Source organism: Bradyrhizobium sp. T-12 (assembly GCF_058314695.1).
The window spans coordinates 3678278-3695353 of sequence record NZ_CM177756.1 but is presented as its reverse complement, the minus strand read 5'-3'; the positions used below and the strand labels follow the sequence as shown (position 1 = coordinate 3695353).

Below are 17076 nucleotides of genomic sequence, written 5' to 3'. Positions count from 1 at the left end.
GCGCCTGCTCAGCTCCATTGCCGCAGCTTCCGACGGCTGCTTTTCAGGCAAGTCTACCGAGTATTGCGGCACGCGGACAGGCTTGAAAGTGCGATGCGCTCCGTTCAATGCCCGCTTAGTACCAGCGTCTGGATGGGCAGCAGCAGCGCCTGGATACGCAGCAGCAGCGCGTGGACGAGGCCGACGCCATCCACGACGTGGAGCGCGATCTTCCGGCTGGTCGACGTGCCCTTGGCGGAGATCTCCTCATGATTGCTGGTATAGGCATTGACGATGCAGCTCGAGCCCGGTGTGACCCCGTCCAGGCCCCCTTTGTAGAGCGGCTCCAGGAACACCAGGATGGTGCCGGGACGCACGGCGTTCTGCGGATCGATCAGTTGCTCGCCGGATCGAAACTGCCCGGCCGCGATGTAGTCCTGCACTGTCGTGATCACCATGGGGATGATCACCCATGGCTTCGAAATGCAGGTTGCCTCCGCCACCATACCCTCCTTCATCACCTGGGCCTCGATCTGGCCGAAGCCCGCTTGCAGCGCCTTGCGGCCGGCGCCTTCCGGAACGAGCACGCCGGCCGGCCGCATCAGCTGGTTGACGACGTCGCCCGGTCGAACCAGGAACTGCTCGACCCGCCCATCCACGCCGGCGCGGACGAGTGTCTTGTCGAGATCGACCTGAGCCTGGGCCAGCGCAGCCTCCGCACTCGCCTTCTGCGCCGGCAGCAGAATCGAGATCTGGAGCGACGCTGACTGCCTCGCGGCCGTCGCCGCATCGATACCCGACTGGCGCTGATCGACCAGGACCTGGAGCTTGTCGATGTCGCGCTGCGGAACGATTCCGGGATTGCGGCGCTGGAGCTCGCTCTTGGTCTCCAACTCGTCCTTGGCCTGCTGATAGTTGGCTCTCGCCTCCCCGACCTGCGCCTCGGCCTTGGCCACATCGGCTTGCGCCGTCTGCATGGTCGCATCGACCTCCGCAACCTTCCGTTTGGCAGTTTCGAGCGCGGCCTGCTGCTTCGAGCTGTCCAGGGTGAACAGCACGTCCCCCTTCTTGACCGGCGCGCTGAAGCCGAATTTGACCTCGGCCACGCGGCCGGAGCCTTCAGGCAGGATTGGAACCGTGCGGAAATACAGCGTCGCCGATGACGTCGCCGGATGGAAATAGAAGATCATGGTGATCAGCGACACCGTCAGCATCAGGCAGCCGGTGATGCCCCAGCGCAGCTCGTACCAGATGGAGAAGAAGGTGATCTCCTTGCCGAAGCGCTTGCCCTGAGCATAGCGGCGGTAGAGGTAGTCCGGCAGGATCGTGACCAGGGAGCAGATCAGGAGCTCAAGCATGGCCGGGCTCCTTCGCCTTGGCCGGCACTGGCTTGTCTGCCGGAGGCGGCGTGGTCACCGCCTCCCTCTCCGGCTCAACGTCCTCGCCGGCCGGCGTGGCGTCCGCGATCCTCTCGACAGAGCCGGCAATGCTGCGCAGCGGCGTGCCAAAATCGGGCAGATCGATCATTGCGAGCAAGAGTCCTGCAATCCAGAAGATGTGCATATGCGTGAACAGCGAGATCAGACCGAGCACGGCGACGAACTCGAATTGCAGCTTCTGCGACTTGTGCGCCATCCGCTCCGGCAGGCTGTGCAGCTTCCAATAGAGCGTACCGACCCAGAACACGGTACCGAGCAGGAAAATTCCCATGACGACCATGAGCGTGTCGATCCCGCTTCCCGGCGCGAGATAAAACGGCAAATGGTGCGGAGCCATCGGGTGAAGCTGATCGCTCAAACGTCTCTCCCGGTCAGTGAAACGGCACTTCTGGTACCCTGTTCAGGTAGTCTCGCTGTTTGCTTGATTTGAATCAAGGGAACGCCTTTCGCCCGACCTAGCGTCTTCCCGATGCTGATTGGATAATCATCAGGAGCCGCCAGCCATGCCGGGTCTCGACGATCTCATCCCCAACGCCGCCCAGATTCGACAAGAAGCCGCTCTCAAGGAGGCGGAGAAGGCTGACGAATATGTCCGCCTCGCTGCGGCGGCCGATGCGGAGAAGCGCGCTCTGATCGAGCGTCTGAGCAAGCCCTCGGGCAAGAGCGAGGAGGAGAAGATCCAGCTCGCCTCCACCATCATCAAGCGTGCGGTGCGAAATGGCCTGACCGAAGTGCTGGTCTATCGCTTCCCCAACTCGCTCTGCACGGACAAGGGCCGCGCCATCAATCAGATGGAAAAAGGCTGGGAGAACACCCTGACCGGAATTCCCAAGGAAATATTCCAGCTGTGGGTCAACTATCTCAAGCCGCGCGGCTATCGCATTTCCTACCAGGTCATCGATTTTCCCGGCGGCGTGCCCGGCGATATCGGCGTGACCATCTCCTGGGACGAATGACGCGCAACAGGAGGCAACGGCATGGCCAAGGACGCGCCTGCGGAGCGGATGAAGCGCAAGGACTACGAGAAGGAGCTCGGCAAACTCCAGGTCGAGCTCTGTCACTTGCAGGAATGGGTCAAGGTCCAGAAGCTGAAAGTGATCATCATTTTCGAGGGGCGCGACGCCGCCGGCAAGGGCGGCACCATCAAGGCCCTGACCGAGAAGGTGTCTCCGCGCGTCTTCCGTGTCTGCGCCCTGCCCGCCCCCTCCGACCGGCAGAAGTCGCAGCTGTTCATGCAGCGCTATATCGAGCAATTTCCCGCCGGCGGCGAGATCGTGATCTTTGATCGCAGTTGGTACAATCGCGCCGGGGTCGAATACGTCATGGGCTTCTGCTCGCCGACCGAGCACAAGCGTTTCCTGGAATTGTGCCCGCTGGTGGAGAAATTCGCCGTCGACGCCGGCATCATCCTGATCAAGCTCTGGCTGGAGGTCGGGATGGAGGAGCAGGAACGCCGCTTCATGGCACGGATCGAGGACCCGCTGCGGCAGTGGAAGCTGAGCCCGATGGACACCGAATCGTTCGGGCGCTGGTACGATTATTCGCGCGCGCGCGACATGATGTTCGAGGCGACCGACACCAAGCATGCGCCGTGGCGATTGATCCGCTCCGACGACAAGCGCCGCGCGCGGCTCAACGGCATCTCGCACGTTTTGAGGACGATCCCCTACAAGAAAGTCAAGCGGGACAAGGTCAAGCTGCCACCGCGGTCTCACAAGGGACGCTACAACGACCAGGCAAGCCTGCGCGGTCTCAAGTTCGTGGAAGAGCGTTACTGAAACCCAGCATGATGAAATACGAAACGGGCTGCGACGACGCAGCCCGTTCTGTTTGCGACCTCCGGCTCTGACTATTTGAGCTTTATCGTGACGCCGCCAACCGCGGCCGACACTTCCGCGCCGACCCTGGGTCCGCTGAGCTGAAGGATCACGCCATTGGCGTTCTGAAGTTGAACCGCGCCCGCGCCGGCCGCGACCGCACCGCCAGCGCCTCCAACCGCATACGATCCTTCGATCGACGCGGGTCCCTTCAGACCGATGGCCTTGCCGACGAACTTCGTCGTCGAGGCGCCGACCGTGAGGCCGACGCTCATGCCGGAGACGGTGAACGGATACTTCTTGCCCCTGTAGAGCAGCACGCCTTCCCCTCCGCCAACGCCGACGATGAAACCGCCTTTGGTGAAGACGACCGCGACCTGGCCGGTATCGGCACGCGCCGGCGTACTCACGGTGATGGCCGTTACGAGCATGGCGGCCGCAACCGCACCGAAGCTGACTTTTCTCATGAGGCTGTTTTCCCTTTTCATCATTGCGCCAGGAGCATCGCGAAGTAGCCGAAGATCGTCAGGAGGATGCCCGAGACGGCATAGCCGACCGGGAATCCGATCCATGGCACCGAGCTCTGGATCTCGACCGCGGCTTCGCGGCACGGACCGGAATGCGATCGCGCGCCGGCAACGCCGCCCATCAAGACGGCCGGGTTGATCTTGAAGACGTGGAAACCGATCGCCCAGACGATGAACGGCGGGATGGTGCAGGCGATGAAGCCGACGATGAAGATCTTCAAGGCGATGGCGCCCGTCAACTGCGACAACAATCCTGCGCCCGCATTGACGCCGACGATGGCGACGAAGACGACGAGGCCGAGATCCTCGAGGACGTTGCGCGCCGCATTCGGCGTGTTGCCGAAGAAGCGCAGCCGCGACACGACCGAGGACACGATCACGCCCGAGAGGAGCAAGCCACCTGCGTTGCCTAGGCCGACCTTGGCGCCGAAAGCCGGAAATTCGATCATGCCGATCAGGAAGCCGATGATCATGCCGACGGACAGGGTCAAAAGATCGGTCGACGTATTGGCGCGCGCGATGCGGCCCCACATCTCCCCGAGCTCGTTGACGGCCGACTTCAAGCCGACCACCGAGACGATGTCCATGCGTTCCAGCTTGGTCTTGAGACCAGCCGGAATCTGCACACCACCGCGCTCGACCTTGGTGACCTGCAGCTGGCCGGCGATCGCCGTGTCGCGGAAGGACTCGAACGTCCGCCCTACCATGTCCTTGTTGATGACGAGGATGTCCGCCTGGTCCATGGGAATGCCGAGCGTCTTGGCGTCAGCGACCTCCGGGCCGATAATGCCCATCTTTTCCGTGAGGTGCTCGGTCGATCCGCCAAGGGCGACGATATCGCCCTTTTGCAGCACGAAGTCGGGATCGGCGCCTTGGGGCTCACCGTTCCGCCCCACATTGACGATCCGGTACTCGGGATTGACCGTCCGGAATTTTGCGATGCTCATCCCGACGGTTGCCGGGTTCTCCAGCCGGTACGCGCGCAGGCCGAACTGGCGATAGCCGGTCAGGCCGCCACCTTCGAGATCCTTGACGCCGAACTCCTGCTCGTACTGCTTCGCGGCGGCCTTGGCGTCGACGCCCCACCAGCGCGGCAGATATTTGCAGATCAGGATGATGCCGACGGTGCCCCAGATATAGGTGATGCCGTAGGACAGCGCGATCATGCCGGATGCGTCCTCAGGCTTCATGCCCGCGGGCAGCTTTACGACGCCGGACGTGACGGCCTGCTCGGCGGAGCCGATCGCCGCCGACATGGTCTGGGAACCCGCCAGCATGCCGCCGGCAGCACCGGGCGGAAGCGCAAACAGCTTTGCGCCGATGACTACAAGCGCCAGGCCGAGCACGCTCGATACGAGGGCGAGGATGCAGAACTTGAGGCCATCGCCCTTCAGGCTGTTGATAAAGGAGGGGCCGACGCGCAAGCCCACGCCGTACATGAACAGATAGTAAAACAGGCTCTTGGCGAAGTTGTTCAGCTCGAGCTTCACGCCGTAAGTCGAGGCCCAAACCGACAGGCCCGCCCCGACCACGATGGCTCCGGCAACCATGCCGAGGCCATAACCCTTGATGCTGGCCCGGCCGATATAGACGGCGAGACCGACGACAAAGAACAGCAGCAGATACGGGTACTGCCGCAGAAACTCGAAAAATGTCTGCATGGTCCCCTCCAAGCGCTAAGATGCGGCCTTGAGCTTCGGCTTCGCGTCGGCCTTCGGCCGGCCGAGCTTCGCCAAAGCTTCGCTGCGCACGAGCTTCAACCCTTCCTTGGCGTCATAGCCATGGATCTCCTTCACATCGAGCTTGCGCATGAAGTCGATGGTCTCCTGAGTGATCACTTGGCCCGGCACCATGATCGGGAAGCCCGGCGGATACGGGATCACGAAGTTGGCGGAGACGAGTTCGGGGCCGGCCTTCAGCCGCCGGTCGATCTCGGGATCGCTGAGGCGGATGTGCTCGCAGCCCGCGGCGTCGTAGGCTGCATAGAAGCCGGTGCGAATATCGCCCTCGTTGGTCTTGGTGCCGGCATCGCCGCGGAAGCTCGGGTGGAAATGCGAGAAGTTCGGCAGATCCGGCACATCTTTCATCAGGCTCGTGACCCGAGCTTCGAACGTCTTCCTGGCATTGGCACCGCCCTGGGTAAGGCCGCGGTCGATCTCGCCCGCGATCTCGGCGAGCACGCGGATGAGATGCGCGACGTCACTGCGGGTGTTGTTGATGTTGGACTGGACCAGGACCGAGTTGCGAGAAGTCTTGTTGACCTGGATGTTGTAATCGTTGGCGAGAATGCCCTTGAACTGCGTCCCGTCATAGCCGGCCGTGCCGCACACCAGCGTCATGCGGGTCGGATCGAGGCAGAACTCGTCCTCGTCCAGGCTCTTGAGCGTATTCGCCCAATTGACGCCGGGTGCCAGAAAATCGGTGAAGCCGCTCTGGCGGTATTGCGCCGGCACCATGGCGTCGGCGCCGAGAATGCGGAAGTATTTCGAGATCAGCGGATTGTTGTTGACCGCCTGACGGATCGCGAACGCGATCTCGATGGCATTGGCGACAAGGCCATAGCCTTCGAGCTCCATCTGCCGCCGCGAGATGTCGAGGCTCGCGATCAGCTGCTGGTTCGGACTGGTCGAGGCATGGGTGAACACCGCCTCCTTGAACTGCTGCTCGACGGTGTGGAATTCGACGTCCTTGACCGACAGCATCGAGCCCTGGCGGATCGCCGACATCGACTTGTGGGTCGAATTGGTCTGGTAGACGCGCAGCCGAATCTGTCGCGGATCCGGGATCAGCCTGGTCTTGAGCAGCACCTCGTTGGACGGGGTCTTGCCAAGCTCGGCCTGCTGCTTGTCATAGGCCGCGACCGACTTCGGATCCCGCATCCACGCCTCGATCTCGTTGGCGGCGCCCATGGCGGTGCGTCGGCGCAGGAAGGGCGAGAAACGCGCGAAGCCGAACCAGGCCTCGTCCCACAGGAAGATCAGGTCGGGCTTGATGGCGAGACATTCCTCCATCACCCGGCGAGTGTTGTAGATGTGGCCGTCGAAAGTGCAATTGGTGAGATCGACCATCTTGACGCGGTCGAGCCGGCCGTCGGCCTTTGCGCTCAGGAGCGCCTGCTTGATGGTCTTCAGCGGTACCGCGCCGTACATCGAATATTCCGTCATCGGGAAGGCTTCGACATAGAGCGGCTGCGCACCCGCCAGCACCATGCCGTAGTGATGCGACTTGTGGCAGTTGCGATCGACGATCGCGATGTCTCCCGGCGCGAGCAGCGCCTGCACCGCCATCTTGTTCGAGGTCGAGGTGCCATTGGTGACGAAGAAGACGCGGTCGGCGCCGAGCGCCCTCGCCGCCTTCTCCTGCGCCTTCTTGATGTTGCCGGTCGGCTCGAGCATGCTGTCGAGGCCGCCCGTGGTGGCACTGCTCTCGGCCAGGAACAGGTTCGGGCCGTAGAACTCGCCCATGTCGCGGATCCAGTCGGACTTGAAGATCGACTTGCCGCGCGCGATCGGCAACGCGTGGAACGTGCCGATCGGGCGTTGCGCGTATTTCTTGAGATTGTCGAAAAATGGCGTGTCGTATCGATCCTGGATGCCCTCAAGGATCGACAGGTGCAGCTCCAGGAGCTCTTCCACCGAATAGAAGATGCGGCGCACCACGGCCGCCTCGGGATTGCCTGCCAGTTCCTCGACGTCGCGATTCGAGATCATGTAGAGATCGAGCTCGGGCCGAACGCGCTTGATGATCTGGGCGAGCCGCAGCGCCGAAGCGTCGGTTTCGTCGTTGAGCCCTGCCCCAGCCATGATCGAACGCAGGACCGGCGCATCGTGGCGTGAGCGCAGCCCGAAGCCTTCGTTGATGATCACAGCGCCGAGGTTGGGATTGAGCATCGTCGCGCAGAAGGCGTCCTCCAAGCTTCCGACGATGACCGGTTCATAGATGAAGGCATCGACCGGGCGCCGCAGCTTGCGCCATTCGGCCGCGAGCGCAGGCCATTGGCCGGGCGACAGGCCGGTGACGATCAGCGTCTCGAAATAGGGGCGACGCGCGCTGTGCGCGCCAAAAGACGGCGGCACCAGTTCGGGCGTATCGCCATTGCCGTCGTCCTTGGCGCTCCAGTCGCCGGCATGCTGGCGAAAAGATCGCGTCGCCAGCGCCTGGGCGATCCGCGTTGCAAGGGCGAACGAGGCTGCGCCGTCGCCCGCGGACGCGGCCTCCCGCAGCGTTGCCATCAGTTGCAGGCCGGGATAGCCGTGAAACTCCTCGGTCACCGAGAGATCGGCCAGCGCCGCGTCGTAGGCCGCGCGATTGCCGACCCGAGCCCAGGTCTTGGCGGCTTCGACCAGATCGCGCCAGTCGTCCGCCCGTGCGCCGGGTCCGGAGAAGAACTGGTCAATGCGCTTCAGCGCGGCCTTGGGCTCTTTGGACATGTATCTCTCCCGATCCATGAGGGCAAAGGTGATGCCGGATCGTGAGTGCGGTGCCGGTCGTTCCATTGATCCAAGTCAACGGTCCCGTGCATTCTGACGGACGATGCCATGCCGCTCGCGACGCAATACGAGGCGTCAGGCTGTTCCTTGCCCGCTCCTTGCCTGATCATCGGCAAGCAGCTTGTCGAGCGACCGCAGCCACTGGGTGCTGTCGGTCCTGTCCGCAAGTCCTTCGGCGCGAAGGAGGTCGCGCAGCTGCGCGTGGGCGCCGACGATGCAGAACGTCACCTTGCGTGACGCAAGTTCGCCGTGGAGATCACGCAGCATGCGGGCGCCAGCCAGATCGATATAGGGTGAGGCCGAGAGGTCGCAGGCGACCAGGCGCACGGCCGGTGAGGTCCGCAACGCCGTCAGGACGGTGTCCAGGATCGTCTCGGCGTTGATGTAGAGCAGCGAGGCTTCGGGCCGGAATGCGATGACGCCCTCCAAGGGCTCCACGCCTTCATGTCTGGCGCTGTCCGAATAGCGGCCGCTGCCCGGCAACCGGCCCAGGAACGCGACGTTCGGTCGCGAAGCCCGCGCCAGCAGCAGGAAAATCGACGCGATCGACGCCAGCAGGACGCCCTGGAGAATGCCGAGCAGCAGCACGGAGATCAGCGCGATCGCCGCCGCGTGAAAATCGATCCGGCTGACACGCCACATTCGGAGCAGTGCACGAACATCGACCAGCCTGTAGACGGCGGCGAAGACGATTGCCGCGAGCACCGCCTTGGGCAGATTGGTCAGCAGCCCCGTGAAGAACAACAGGCACAGCCCGAGCGTCACCGAGCAGATGACCAGCGCGAGCGGCGTCCGCGCTCCCGCGTTGTCGTTGACGGCTGATTGCGACAAGCCCCCGGCGACGGGATAACCATGGCCGAACGCAGCGGCGAGGTTTGCCGCGCCCAACCCCAGAAACTCCTGGCGAACATCGAGCGGATAGCCGTGCTTGGCAGCAAAGCTGCGGGCCGCCGATACGCCCTCGATATAAGCCAGCAGGACGCAACCGGCTGCGAGCGGAAAGAGATCGTCGAATTCCAGCAAACCGAACGTCGGAATTCCCAGCGCTGGCAGCCCTTCCGGTATCTTCCCCGTAACGGGCACACCCAATGCCGGGAGGCCCAACAACGTTGCCAGGAGGATCGCGAGCGCGACGACGGTGATGCCAACCGGCTTGCCGGGCAGAAGCCGCTCGCCGAGTAGCAGCAACATCAGCGCGACTGCCCCAATGGCGAGCACAAGCGGGTCAATGCCGCCGAGCTGCCCGGCCAGCTTGACGGCGCGATCGAAGAAATTGTGGCCGCCACCGGCAACTCCGAGCAGGCTCGGCAACTGGCTCATGATGATGGTGAGCCCCGCCCCCGCCTTGAAGCCGACCAGAATACTGTCGCTGACCAGCCGGACGAGGACGCTGAGCTTGAACAGCCAGGCGATGAGGCACAGCACCGCCACGGCAAACGCCGCAAGGCTCGCGATCTGCGCATAGCGGACCGCATCGCCCCCTGCGAGCGCGGCCACGGTCCCCGCGATCATCAGGGAAATCGCCGACGTTGGACCGATCGCGAGTTGGCGCGACGTCCCGAGCAAGGCGTAGCCGATGCCGCCGAGCATGTAGCCGTAGACGCCGATCTGCGGCGGCAAGCCGGCGAGCGCGGCATAGGCGAGCGAGACCGGGATCGCGTAAGCGGCGAGCGTGACGCCGGCGATCGCGTCGGATCGCAACCATTCGCTTCGGTATGCTGCAAGCCACTGAGCCGGTGGAAAGAATCGCATCCACGTCGGCTCCGAAGGCGAGCTCATCTGGTTACCTCCTGCGGGGTCGCTTCGCAACGCAACAGAACGATCAACAGCGCGACCACGGGAATCCCGAGTGCGAGATCAGGAATGATCTTTGTCGCGTATGCGCCGGCGGCCGCGCCGAAACCGAAAACCGCACACAACGCAAAAAGGATCGCCGACTTGCGCAACGTCCCGAGCGGTGCACCGCCATGCACAACCGAGAAAACGTTCTCGATGGCTTGACGCATGTTTCCCGTAATCATCACCGTGCTGCAAAGAGTGCCTTCGACCCTTGCGAACATCGCCGATTGCATGGCTGCGACCACGGAGATGCCAAGCGTTCCCGCGAGGTCCGGCAACCGGTTGTGCAGAACGGCGATCGCGATCAAGAGCACGATCTCGACGACGGTACTAATGGCCCCGGCACGCTGGCCGGCGACACGGCGCAGCCAGGCCGCGATCACGATGCCGACTGCGAAGGCCAGGATCGGCGGCACGAAGTGCAAGGCCTTCGCCCAATTGCCGGCCATCGCATAGACCCAGAGGAAGATCAGATTGGCGGTCTGCGCATTGGCCAACACGCCATGGATGATCCAGGTATAAGCGTCGATGAAGCCGCCGGTGAAGGCGAGCAGCAGCACGATCTCGACCGTCTCGTCCCGGCGGATCGCGCCGGCAGCGACGTCCATCGTACTCATGTCCGTCATGAGGGCTGTCGCAAACGCATCATCAAGTCATAGGGATCGCTCCGTGCCTGCCGGAGCTTGATCTGGATCAAGCAATGTCCCGCGCGCGGCCAATCAAATCGCACTAAAGCGCCGGGGGAACTGCGACCATGGCTACCGTCAGGTGGATCATCTCCGCCGCACCGGAAATCTTCCTGCTGCTCGCCATCGCGATCGGGACCATCCTCGGCCGGATCAAGGTGCGCGGCTTCTCGATCGGGACCACCGCCTGTATCCTGGTCGTCGCGGTGCTGATCGGCCAGCTCGGGAGTTTCTCATTCCCGCCGATCCTCAGGGCGATCCTGTTCAGCCTGTTCGTGTTCACGATTGGCTACCGTTCCGGGCCGGAGTTCTTCGCCTCCCTGAGCGTGCGGACCCTGGCGCAGGTCGTGCTGACGCTGGTAATCGGAGGGACCGGTCTCGTCATTGTCCTCATCTTCGCGCGGCTCTTCGCGCTGGATACCGGGACGGCAGCAGGCCTAACTGCCGGCGCGCTGACCCAGTCCTCCGTGATCGGGACGGCCTCGGGCGCGTTGTCTCAGCTCGGCCTGCCCCCCGACGTGCTGAAGCAGCAGGAAGCCAATATCGCCGCCGGCTACGCCGTGACCTACGTGCTCGGCTACATCCTGACGCTGCTGTTCGTCCCGTTCGTTGCCCCCCGGCTGATGGGCATCGATCTGAAGGCGGAGGCGAAGAAGCTCGAAGCCGAGCTCGCCGGCGGCGCGCCGCCGAAGACGGAAAACCTTTCCTATCGCAAATTCCAGGCGCGCGCCTATCGTGTCTCGGCGGGGGCGGGCCGTAGCATTGCTGAGATCGAGGGCGAGATCGGCAGCCGCACGGTCGTGGAACGCATCGTGCGCCGCGGAGCCGACCTCAAACCGCAGCATGACACGTTGCTCGAGGCCGGCGACGACCTCGTCATTACCGGTCCAACCGCTGCGATCGTCGCCGCCGAACCCGTCATCGGGGACGAAATCGACGCGGGGGAATTGCTGCGCAGCCTGCCGGGCAATGTGATCGAGGTGCTCGTGGAAAGTCGCCACCTGCACGGCCGATCGCTCCGGGACATCGTTGAGCGGCTTGGCGACAATGCGCGTGGCGTCTTCCTGCGAGCGCTCACCCGGATGGGTCGGGAGGTCCCTCTCGGTCCCGATACGCGGGTCTATATCGGCGACGTCATGACGTTGGTCGGAAGCACCGGCAACATCGCGCGGGCCGCGGCGAAGGTCGGACACGCCCTCAATACCAGCGACCGGACCGACATCGCCTTCGTTGCCGCGGGCATCGCCGTGGGCCTGCTGGCCGGACTTGCCAGCTTCAAGGTCGGCACTGTCGCTCTGACGCTCGGCGGCGGTGGCGGTGCATTGATCGCGGGGCTCGTCTGCGGCTGGCTGCGGACGCGCAGGCCCGGTATCGGCGCCATTCCGCCGGCGGCGCAGCAAACCTTGAGCGATCTCGGGCTTGGCGGCTTCATCGCGGCGATCGGACTCGGCAACGGGCTTGCCGCCTGGTCTGCGATCCAGGCGCACGGTCTGCTGCTGGTCGGGATGGGCACCGTCGTCACGTTGGTCCCGATGACGATCGGGACGCTCGTCGCCTATCATCTGCTGCGCATGAACCCTGTGGTGACCTGCGGTGCGCTGGCCGGTGCCATGACCGTCGATGCCGCCGTCACCGGCGCATGTGACGTTGCCGAGAGCCAGACGCCGGTGCTCGGCGTCGCTGTGCCCTATGCGGTCGGCAATGTCGTCCTCACCGTGCTGGGCCCGATCGTCGTGGCCGCCACGTTCAACGGGTGACGAGGCCGGCATGCGCCCTCTTCTCCCCGCAATCGGACAAGTCCTTGCAGTCATCCTGTCCCTTCTCGGCGCGCTTGCGGCACCGGCGCATGCGGAGGACGAGATCCGCATCCAGGAGGAGATCTGGGCCCTGCCGCTGCCGCTGCCGATGTTCGCCTATCTGGTCCGCCCGGTCGGTGACGGCCCCTTCCCGCTGGTGATCATGAACCACGGCGTCTCGCTCAATCCGACCGATCGCAGCTTCTTTCCGCTGGTGGAGTTTCGCGATGCCGCCACATGGTTCGCAAAACGGGGCTATCTGGTGGTGGCGCCGGTCGGCAGCGGCTATGGCGCAGCCGCCATCGACATTCCGGAACGTGCGATCTTCGGTCCGTTCTTCTCCAAGATCGGCAAGTGCAGCAATCCGAACTTCCGTGATGCAGGCATGGCCGTCGCCCAGGTCGATCTCTGGATCATCGATTATTTGGCTGCGGAAAAGCGGATCATCCCGAAGGACGTGATCGTGGTCGGACAGTCCGCCGGCGGCTGGGCGTCGATCGCGTTGTCGAGCGTGAACCCGCCCCAGGTGAAGGCGATCATCACTTTCGCCGCCGGCCGTGGGGGGCGCGTCGGCGGCAAGCCGAACAACAATTGCGCGCCGGACAAGCTCGTTGAAGCCACTGCGGATTTCGGCCGCACCTCGCGCGTGCCGATGCTGTGGATCTACATCGAGAACGACACGTTTTTCGGGCCCGACCTGTCAAAGCGCATGCATGACGCATTCACCGCCGCGGGCGGCCGGGCCGAATATCATCTGATGCCGCCGTTCGGCAATGAAGGCCACTTCTTCATCGGCTCGCCCGATGCGATCCCGCTCTGGTCGCCGCTGGTCACGAAGTTCCTCGATGCGCCGAAGTGAGTTCAGATCCCGGAGATGCGCCGATGCCCCGCCCGCTTGATTGTCTCTTTGGCCTCGTGATGGTTGCAATCGCCGGGGCTGCGACGAGTTCGGGCGTCGCCGCGCCAAAGGCGGCGCAAGCCGGCAAACCCGGCGAAGTCGCAACGCGCGGCCAGCGCGAAGCAAAGGACATCCGCTATGGCAGTTGGGAGAAACTCTGCTTCAGGGCGGGCGGTGCGCCCATCCTGTGCCGGACCTCCATCACCGGCCAATTCGCGACCGGACAGACGGCCGTTCGCCTCGATCTGATCCAGCGGGAGGACGCCCCCACGGCCCGCCTGCAACTGTTCGTACCTGCCGGCATGTATCTGCAACACGTGCCGAAATTGAGCGTCGACAACGGCGGGGTCGTCCGCCTGCCCTATACTTGGTGTCTCGCCAATCTGTGCGTCGCTGCCGACATCGCAACGCCAAAAATGATCAAGGAGATGGAAGCCGGCAAGGCGCTTGTGCTGGAAGTCGTCGATTCAAATCTTCTCGCTCTGACGACCTCGATCCCGTTGGCGCAATTCGCCTCCGTCCACCGGGGTGCGCCGGCCAGGACTCTCGAGCAATATATCGACGAATGACGGTTCGAGCAGCTACGAGAATCGGGCGCGCTCGATGGAATCGATCAACGACTGGGCGGCAAAAGGTTTGGTCAGATAGGCAACGCAGCCGGACGCAAGGGCCGCCGCGCGGTTTGCGGGGCAGTCGTTGCCGGTCACATAGATCACAGGCACTTCGACGCCCTTCTCGGCCAATGTTCGCCGCAAGTCGATGCCGGACTTTTCACCAAGATTGACGTCGAGGATGATGCAGACCGCGGTGTTGAACCTGCCATGATCGAGCAAGGCCGCCGCATTGCCGAACAACTTGGTGTCGAAGCCGCGGCCACGCAAAAGCCGGTCCATGCTGGCACGCACGGACGGATCGTCATCAACGATAAAGACGGACTTTCGCAGGGGCAAGGCAAGCTGCCTTTCAGCAAGTCAATGAAAAGCGGCGGCGGTTACGAGACATCACCTTTGAAGGCTTCGCATTCCGAGCGCACCATCCGTGCACTATTGCACACGGCAGGCCCAACGCTGTCAACGCGCCTCTGGATTGTCCTTTGGTGCAGGTTTGTGTCGTGGGACCGAACCTGGCCGACGCGCCAGCTAATGCTCGTTCGGATCAATCATTCCAAGCCGCTCCGCGATCGAAACGAGTTCCGCAAGTGAATGAACCTGCATCTTCTCCATCACCTGCTGGCGATGCGCTTTCACCGTGCGTTCGGTCGTCCCAAGCTCATGCGCGATCTGCTTGTTGATCCAGCCGCGCACGATGAGATCGAACACCTGCCGCTCGCGGTGTGTCAGCCTGGCCAGATCACCGCGAAGTGCATCGAGCCTGCTGCGGCGAACCCGCGCCGCCCGCTGGGTCGCCAACGCGCGCTCGATTGCCTCGATCAACTGCTCGGAGCATATCGGTTTGGTCAGGAAGTCTTCCGCACCTGCCTTGATCGCTCGCACGGTGGTCGGCGTGTCTGCATGTCCCGTCAGGAAGATGATCGGCAAATTCGAGCCCGACTCGATCAACCGGGTCTGCAATTCGGGGCCGCTCAGTCCGGGTATCTGTACGTCGAGCAGGATGCAGCCCGCCTGTTCGTCGTTCGGTGTCATCTCCAGCAACGCTTGTGACGACGCGTAAGTGACGACGTCGTAGCCCGCAAGCTTCAGGCGGCGTTCGATCGCCGTACGAAAGGACTCGTCGTCATCAACAACGTGAACGAGGCCCGGCACCTTCCACCTCCAGACTTCCAACGGGACCGTTGAGGTCCTCTCATCTTGGAGCAGTCATTTCCAACAGATTGGAGGATAAAATTCCTGCCTGGCAATGAGCCAATTTCTCGCAGGGGCAGCGCCTCTCATCCTGCGCACCAAACCGCTTCCTGTCCCTTGGGACAATGAACCTTGGGACAATGGATTGAACCACTACCGACGGCGTAAATCAACTTCGGCGGGAGCGGGACAGCGCGGCGCGTTTCGGACTTGGGATTTTTTCGTCTGACGGACCAATTCGGCGGTGAGCTGAGGAGTTGGCCTATGTTTGTTCGCATCACAACGGATTCCCCGCTCCGTCCTCATTCTCTTCGCGTCTTTGGCATGGATAGTGAATCAAATGCGCGGGTCAGTTTAAGCGAATTTTCCTATCGGAAGGGCACCGAGATCTACGGCGAGAAAGAGCCGGCGGAATATGTCTACCAGGTCAAGTCAGGAGCCGTACGAAGTTACAAGCTGCTGACGGACGGCCGGCGGCAGATCGGAGCATTCCACCTCGCGGGCGACATCTTCGGGCTCGAAAATGGCAGCGAACACCGTTTCACGACCGAGGCGATCGTCAACACCACCGTGCGCCTCGTGAAGCGGCAGAGTCTGGAGACGGTCGCCGACAGCGACGCAATGGTTGCCAAGAATCTGCTGAGCATGACCACCAGCAATCTCCAACATGCCGAAGACCACATGCTGCTTCTAGGACGTAAAACCTCGCTGGAGCGAGTTGCGGCCTTCCTGCTGGAAATGGACAAGCGTCTGACGGCGGCGGGTGTGCTGGCGCTGCCGATGTCGCGGCGCGATATCGCCGACTATCTCGGCCTGACGCTGGAAACCGTCTCGCGCGCGCTGTCACGCCTGCATGAACTCGGCGTTCTCGGCTTCGTGGGCAACACGCAGCGCCAGATCGTGCTGCTCGACCGGCAACAGCTCGCCACTCTCGATCTGCAGTCGTGAATGGCCGGGCTCGCTGCGATTGTGCTCGTTTAGGCCTCCGGGGACCGATATCCGTGAACTTCGGTGATCCCGAGGTGCTCCAATGTCTTGCGCAGCACCTCGAACAGGATCGCGGCAGACCAGCCGAACAGCAGAACGCCGTTCATGGCTGTCATGGGCCCAATCAGCCGCCATTCAGGAACAGGCGTGATATCGCCGTAGCCGAGCGTCGTGTAATTGACGAAGGCGAAGTAGAGAATATCGCTATCGGCCGCAACAGCGCGCAGACCGAGGTATGCTGCGGCCCACACCAGGACTTCAAACGCATGCGAGATCATCAGGACGACCGCAGTCGCAATCATCACACCCATCAGATGCAGCCTCGGCCGTCTGGTCGGCTGCAGACCGGCACGACGGGCAATCGCCACCGCCAGAACCGTGACGAGTGCATGAAGGCCGATGTTGATGACGCTGACGAGCGTGCCGACCAGCAACTGTAGGAGCATAGCTCAGCCCTTGTGGCCTAACGATCGATGTCTTGGATAGCAACGCCTGCCAACCGGCGAATGCGGCGGTCGCCAGCGTTCCGCCAATCACGTCAATCAGGATAACGAGCGTCGGCGTCGTCAGCCAGCGCTCCATGACGTGCGGTTCCAGAAGAGCAAGGCCACGACGACCGGCTTGTCGATCGAGATCCAGACGACCTCAGGCAGGAGAACGATGGCAACTCCGATCTGCAGGATCGACAGTTACCGCACGACCATCATCGCTTTTGCACCGCTGCATCGGACGCGAGCGCCCGAGCTCATGCGGACCAAAGTGCCCAACTCTTCAATTCTGTGCAATGTCGGAATTCGCCGCGCCCCGATCTGTAGC

Annotated in this window: 16 protein-coding genes; 6 read left to right on the top strand and 10 right to left on the bottom strand. The window is 63.0% G+C overall.

The window, feature by feature from the left end:
- Positions 1-104: 104 nt before the first annotated feature.
- Positions 105-1337: an HlyD family secretion protein gene (locus AC0WRY_RS17370; RefSeq protein ID WP_491120091.1), complete on the bottom strand. Its 1233-nt coding sequence runs from the start codon at positions 1335-1337 to the stop codon at positions 105-107.
- The gene (locus AC0WRY_RS17365; RefSeq protein WP_491123480.1) at positions 1330-1755 is read right to left on the bottom strand and encodes a hypothetical protein; all 426 of its coding nucleotides are present in this window, start codon (positions 1753-1755) and stop codon (positions 1330-1332) included. The genes AC0WRY_RS17370 and AC0WRY_RS17365 overlap by 8 nt, the downstream gene beginning before the upstream one ends.
- A gap of 166 nt (positions 1756-1921) precedes the next feature.
- Here AC0WRY_RS17365 and AC0WRY_RS17360 point away from each other — a divergent pair, with 166 nt between their 5' ends.
- The gene (locus tag AC0WRY_RS17360) at positions 1922-2374 is read left to right on the top strand and encodes a hypothetical protein (RefSeq protein WP_194402054.1); all 453 of its coding nucleotides are present in this window, start codon (positions 1922-1924) and stop codon (positions 2372-2374) included.
- A gap of 21 nt (positions 2375-2395) precedes the next feature.
- Positions 2396-3196: a polyphosphate kinase 2 gene (gene ppk2, locus AC0WRY_RS17355; RefSeq protein WP_194402053.1), complete on the top strand. Its 801-nt coding sequence runs from the start codon at positions 2396-2398 to the stop codon at positions 3194-3196.
- A 71-nt stretch (positions 3197-3267) separates the two neighbouring features.
- Here the strand turns inward: ppk2 and AC0WRY_RS17350 are convergent, their stop codons facing one another.
- The 5 genes from AC0WRY_RS17350 to AC0WRY_RS17330 form a co-directional block, all read right to left on the bottom strand.
- Positions 3268-3702: a hypothetical protein gene (locus tag AC0WRY_RS17350; RefSeq protein ID WP_194402052.1), complete on the bottom strand. Its 435-nt coding sequence runs from the start codon at positions 3700-3702 to the stop codon at positions 3268-3270.
- Between the two features lie 20 nt (positions 3703-3722).
- On the bottom strand, positions 3723-5423 hold the full coding sequence (locus AC0WRY_RS17345) for an aspartate:alanine exchanger family transporter (protein ID WP_491120088.1): 1701 nt from the start codon (positions 5421-5423) through the stop codon (positions 3723-3725).
- A gap of 15 nt (positions 5424-5438) precedes the next feature.
- Positions 5439-8192 carry a decarboxylase gene (locus AC0WRY_RS17340; protein ID WP_491120086.1) on the bottom strand — a complete coding sequence of 918 codons (2754 nt, stop codon included), beginning with the start codon at positions 8190-8192 and terminating at the stop codon, positions 5439-5441.
- Between the two features lie 135 nt (positions 8193-8327).
- Positions 8328-10031, bottom strand: a complete 1704-nt coding sequence (locus AC0WRY_RS17335) for a SulP family inorganic anion transporter (RefSeq protein ID WP_491120084.1) — start codon at positions 10029-10031, stop codon at positions 8328-8330.
- Positions 10028-10708, bottom strand: a complete 681-nt coding sequence (locus tag AC0WRY_RS17330) for a YoaK family protein (protein WP_491123479.1) — start codon at positions 10706-10708, stop codon at positions 10028-10030. The genes AC0WRY_RS17335 and AC0WRY_RS17330 overlap by 4 nt, the downstream gene beginning before the upstream one ends.
- A 137-nt stretch (positions 10709-10845) precedes the next feature.
- Here AC0WRY_RS17330 and AC0WRY_RS17325 point away from each other — a divergent pair, with 137 nt between their 5' ends.
- From AC0WRY_RS17325 to AC0WRY_RS17315, 3 genes are read left to right on the top strand one after another with little or no spacing between them, the layout of a single operon-like run.
- A complete protein-coding gene (locus AC0WRY_RS17325; RefSeq protein WP_491120082.1) occupies positions 10846-12534 on the top strand; it encodes an aspartate:alanine exchanger family transporter in 1689 nt (562 codons plus the stop codon).
- A gap of 10 nt (positions 12535-12544) precedes the next feature.
- On the top strand, positions 12545-13432 hold the full coding sequence (locus tag AC0WRY_RS17320) for an alpha/beta hydrolase family protein (RefSeq protein ID WP_491120080.1): 888 nt from the start codon (positions 12545-12547) through the stop codon (positions 13430-13432).
- A gap of 23 nt (positions 13433-13455) precedes the next feature.
- Positions 13456-14040, top strand: a complete 585-nt coding sequence (locus tag AC0WRY_RS17315; RefSeq protein ID WP_194402046.1) for an invasion associated locus B family protein — start codon at positions 13456-13458, stop codon at positions 14038-14040.
- Positions 14041-14052: 12 nt separating this feature from the next.
- Here AC0WRY_RS17315 and AC0WRY_RS17310 read toward each other — a convergent pair whose 3' ends face one another.
- Both AC0WRY_RS17310 and AC0WRY_RS17305 read right to left on the bottom strand, forming a co-directional pair.
- Positions 14053-14376, bottom strand: a complete 324-nt coding sequence (locus tag AC0WRY_RS17310; protein ID WP_491120077.1) for a response regulator transcription factor — start codon at positions 14374-14376, stop codon at positions 14053-14055.
- A gap of 234 nt (positions 14377-14610) precedes the next feature.
- The gene (locus AC0WRY_RS17305; RefSeq protein WP_491120075.1) at positions 14611-15234 is read right to left on the bottom strand and encodes a response regulator transcription factor; all 624 of its coding nucleotides are present in this window, start codon (positions 15232-15234) and stop codon (positions 14611-14613) included.
- Positions 15235-15537: 303 nt separating this feature from the next.
- Between AC0WRY_RS17305 and AC0WRY_RS17300 the strand changes: the two genes are divergently transcribed.
- Complete coding sequence (locus AC0WRY_RS17300; protein ID WP_491120073.1) at positions 15538-16221, top strand: helix-turn-helix domain-containing protein; 684 nt, start codon at positions 15538-15540, stop codon at positions 16219-16221.
- 29 nt (positions 16222-16250) lie between these two features.
- On the opposite strand, the gene AC0WRY_RS17295 is transcribed toward AC0WRY_RS17300, so the two are convergent.
- Entirely contained in the window at positions 16251-16706 is a 456-nt protein-coding gene (locus tag AC0WRY_RS17295) for a potassium channel family protein (protein WP_194402042.1), read from the bottom strand.
- Positions 16707-17076 lie beyond the last annotated feature (370 nt).